Source organism: Ruegeria intermedia, assembly GCF_900129345.1.
Lineage (GTDB): Bacteria > Pseudomonadota > Alphaproteobacteria > Rhodobacterales > Rhodobacteraceae > Ruegeria > Ruegeria intermedia.
Map to the genome: position 1 here is coordinate 1 of NZ_FQVK01000063.1, position 3659 is coordinate 3659.

The 3659-nt window shown below is 56.7% G+C and carries 1 protein-coding gene and 2 pseudogenes; all 3 read right to left on the bottom strand.

From position 1 onward, the window contains the following. Positions 1 to 146: 146 nt before the first annotated feature. The gene (locus F3H26_RS19110) at positions 147 to 2078 is read right to left on the bottom strand and encodes a site-specific integrase (protein ID WP_188127821.1); all 1932 of its coding nucleotides are present in this window, start codon (positions 2076 to 2078) and stop codon (positions 147 to 149) included. 3 nt (positions 2079 to 2081) lie between these two features. After that, positions 2082 to 2243, bottom strand: a pseudogene (locus F3H26_RS20090) (DUF6538 domain-containing protein); the annotation flags it as partial. Positions 2244 to 3072: 829 nt separating this feature from the next. Next, positions 3073 to 3378, bottom strand: a pseudogene (locus tag F3H26_RS19800) (IS256 family transposase); the annotation flags it as partial. Positions 3379 to 3659 lie beyond the last annotated feature (281 nt).

The window sequence follows — 3659 nt, forward strand, 5'->3', positions numbered from 1 at the left end:
TTAATTGGAGACTACGCAGCGTCGGGCCTGCTAACCACCAAAGGGGGTCAAAATTGGATGCCGATACAGGGTCAGTTTTGAATGCCGATTGACACTTCAGCGCGCGAGACACCGCCAAGACCGCGTCGAGGACCGTTGCCGCCTCTCTATTCCGAGTCTCCAAGGCCGATGCCGGAGATGAGCCTTGGCAGGAGTTGCACAGCGGCGTAGAGTGGCCCTAAGGGCTTTTCTTCCCGGCGATAGGTGCCAGTGTTCACGTCGATCTGCTTGTGCCCGAGAAGATCGCGGCGATCAATGTCGCTGACAAGCAAGGTCAGGCCGTCTTTGCCGCGGGCGTTGATCAAGGTGTCATTGACGTAGTGGCGCAGGCTCTTGGTGCTGTATCTCAAGGGGTTGCCGTCAAGGCTGCGCGAAAGACACTCGCGCATAACATGATCGAGATTGTCACCGAACTTCGGATCGTATGGAGGTGGCGGTGCGTGCGGATCGAGGCAAGCATCACGGATTTTTGCCGGGACCGCCGCCGGAAACAAAACAAATTGCTGTTTCGATTTGATTGTCGCAACAAACTCGAGAAAGCCCAATTCGATCAATTCCGGATGAATCGGGATCCGACGTTTGCTGTGCTTGTTCTTGAGACCGCGCAGGTGGTTGGCGCGAATGTAGATGTAGGGAATTCCATCTTCTTCAAGGACATCGGTGACCAAGAGACCTGCGATTTCGGCGCGACGTGCACCGGTATGTGCGAGCAGAAAATTGATCCAGTAATGATGATCCTTAAACAGCTTGGTCCCAGGTTTGTGCCGGTCCCGGAAATTCCTGCACCCTGTCCAAAGTGGGTGGGCAAAGAGCCTCCGGACGTCGGGAACGGTGAAGACAGCGGTCTTTTCCGCGTCGGTTCGATCGTCCTCCGGAACCAGGTTTGCGACCTTTGGCGTTCCGAATACCGGAGTTCCTTCGTACTCGGCATGCTCTAAGACCGACTTGATCGTCGTGAGGTGTCGCTCGATGGTTCCGGCCTCGAGCCCGATCTTGTCGTCGGGAATGGTCTTGGCGTCGTCAAGAAGTTCTTTGAAGGTCAAAGCCCGCTGGCGCGGGGATTTCCAATAGTGTTTCGGCATCGTTTTCGCCATTGCGTTGGCAAAGATTTCCAGGTGATGGGGCCGGATATCGGTTACCAACTGAATGCCAGTGATGTAAACGAACAGCGTGACGGACTTGAGGAGCTGGTTCTTGGTTTCAGCATTGCACTTCTTTTTTCGTGTCATCCGAACTGCGACACCGAACAGGTCATGCCCATAGACACGTTCGACCCTGGCGTCTTTGGCTTCGCCTGAAAACAGCGCTTCCTCCGGTTGTTGAAGTGCCTGATCGCGTTGATGTGCGATCGAATCTGCCGTGATGCGACCTTGGATCAACGAAACGCCTGGCGTGAGCACGGGGGCTGCCAGATGGGGTAGTTCAGCTTGGCATGAAGCCGACGTGCCAAGCGCAACCGATGGCTCCTCCTTGGATTGGGTCGTGCCACTGTTGCCAAGGGCATCTTCGGCCGGTGTCGGGTGAATGGGCCTGTCGGTTACATCGACCAAAGTCTGCAGCATTGCTGCAGCTGCGCTGCGGGCGGCCGAGCTGGAATGAAGTGGCACGGTTTGCACGGCGTCATGCGCTGCCATGCGGGCTTCCACTGCGGCCCAGCGAAGGCGCAGCTTTTCGTGCTGTGAAAGATGTTCGGGGCGCTTCAATTGAGCCGCGCGTTCTTGAACGCCCTGTTTGAACGCCGGTGAAATGAATTCCCTGAATTTGGTTGCCTGGATACGCGCTGCGATCGGACGCTCATCGACCGGAAGCTGAAGCAGGCGTTCCGGTGGCATCTCCTCACGCAGTCCGTCCTCGACAAGACTGCGAAGAACAAACGCTTCGAGGCGATGATGGCGCGCGCGTTCCGCCGTCAGGGATCCATCCATTCGCTCGATCATCCGCGCATTCCGCAACTCGTCCAGATAGGCGCGGAGTTCGGCCTTGAAGAAGGCCGGAACATCGACTTCTGGCAGCGTGAGATGTGCGTTTTTCTCGAGCATTCGATCCATGTGTGCGGTCAGTTGCACACAGGATCTATGAGCCGAGTTTCGATCCGTCGTCCCCAATGACACCATGACTGGCGGCAAATATGTGGATAACTTGGGAATCCGCCTGCGAAAGAAATAAATCCCGCGGCGTCGCGTCAGGTAAAGAGTGCCGTGCATCGTGACCTCGATTCTGGGTCACTGCCAGGAACGCCGCCAGATCCATCATCAGGCCGATTTGCAGGAGGCTGTGCAACCTCGTGTGTAACCAGCTGTGTAACCAAGCCCTCAGCCCAACTGAGCGAATTGGTTCAGGCGCCTGCTCTTAAACGATTTTTCCGAGAAGATGGCTGGGGTGGTAGGATTTTTTGTCATGATTTCAATTTGTTAGCAATCTTTGGATGTCTGGTCAATTTCGGAAGCGCGGAAACGAGGGTTTGATAGCTGCCTGTGTCTCATCAAACTGTATGAGATGAGCTCCGGTGCGACGGCGTATCCGCTGAGGATATGCGGCGTTTTGCCCGAGTTGGCTTGAGCGGCTTGCGCAGGTTGTCGGAGGTCGAAGTCTTGCCAATGGCCGACCGGAGATTTTCTTTGTTCAGTTGGCCAGAGAAGGGCCAGCTTCACGTATGGCCGCCGATATCGGAACGGCGTGAAATTCCACCAATCACTCCGATCCGAATATGGCAGGTGTAAAAAGCCATTGGCAGGAGACACTAACAGCTTCTTGCGTTACCGGCGGGTCAGGAACTCTTCCTTCAGCGCATCGTTGTCGACCCCCGCCGCGCCGACTGGTCGCTGCGGCACCTCAGCGGCGCCGTCGCACAATGCCGGGAAGTTAGTGTCCGAGCACGTGGTGTAATTTCTGCGCCGTCAAAGGTGTGATCCCTGGTGGCCACCGAGGTGTATAGTCGAGGTGGAGTTTGGACGCTTCAACCACGAACCACACGGAGACCCCGATGACCAAGACCACCATGGACCTAACCGAGCTTCTCGCAAAGCAGGATGGCGGCAGGATGGATGACGTGAACCGGACTTTCTCGGTCCCGACGGCTCGGTCGCGAACCCTGGGCACCTTCTCCGGCACCGGGCCGATCCCGGTGATGACCTCGCGCTCCGGCAGATAGCCATGGCGCACGAGGAGGGACCGGCCATCTTCGGTCTTGTCGTCGGCATGGGCGGCAAGCAGAGCGGCCAGCTCCGCTTCCACGGCCTGCTCGATCAGGCGACGCGCGCCGGAGCGCAAGATATCCGTCAGCGGATCAGGCGAAAATCCCGATGGATCAGGCAATGGCGTAATGGTAGTCTTAGTCATCTGGCATATCCCTTTCTCTCCAGAGAATTGACGGCGCGTGAACACCGCCATGATATGCCGCCCTTCAGGGGCCATCACCAACTTTCAGCTATATCTCTCTGGCGTCGAGCAAATCTTTGATGCGGTTGAACTCCGATGATATGTCGTCTCCAACGCCGGTTTGATCCGCCGAATTTCGAAGAATACAGAGGTGGTTCGGTTCGTTTGAACAGTTTCGAGCCGTTTTGTAGGTGGATTTCCCGCTCGGTTATGCCGCGACCGGGATTGGTCGCGACGGGTTG

Excerpts from the sequence above, each read along its gene's own strand:
- F3H26_RS19110 (WP_188127821.1), bottom strand. The coding sequence starts at position 2,078 with ATGCTCGAGAAAAACGCACATCTCACGCTGCCAGAAGTCGATGTTCCG.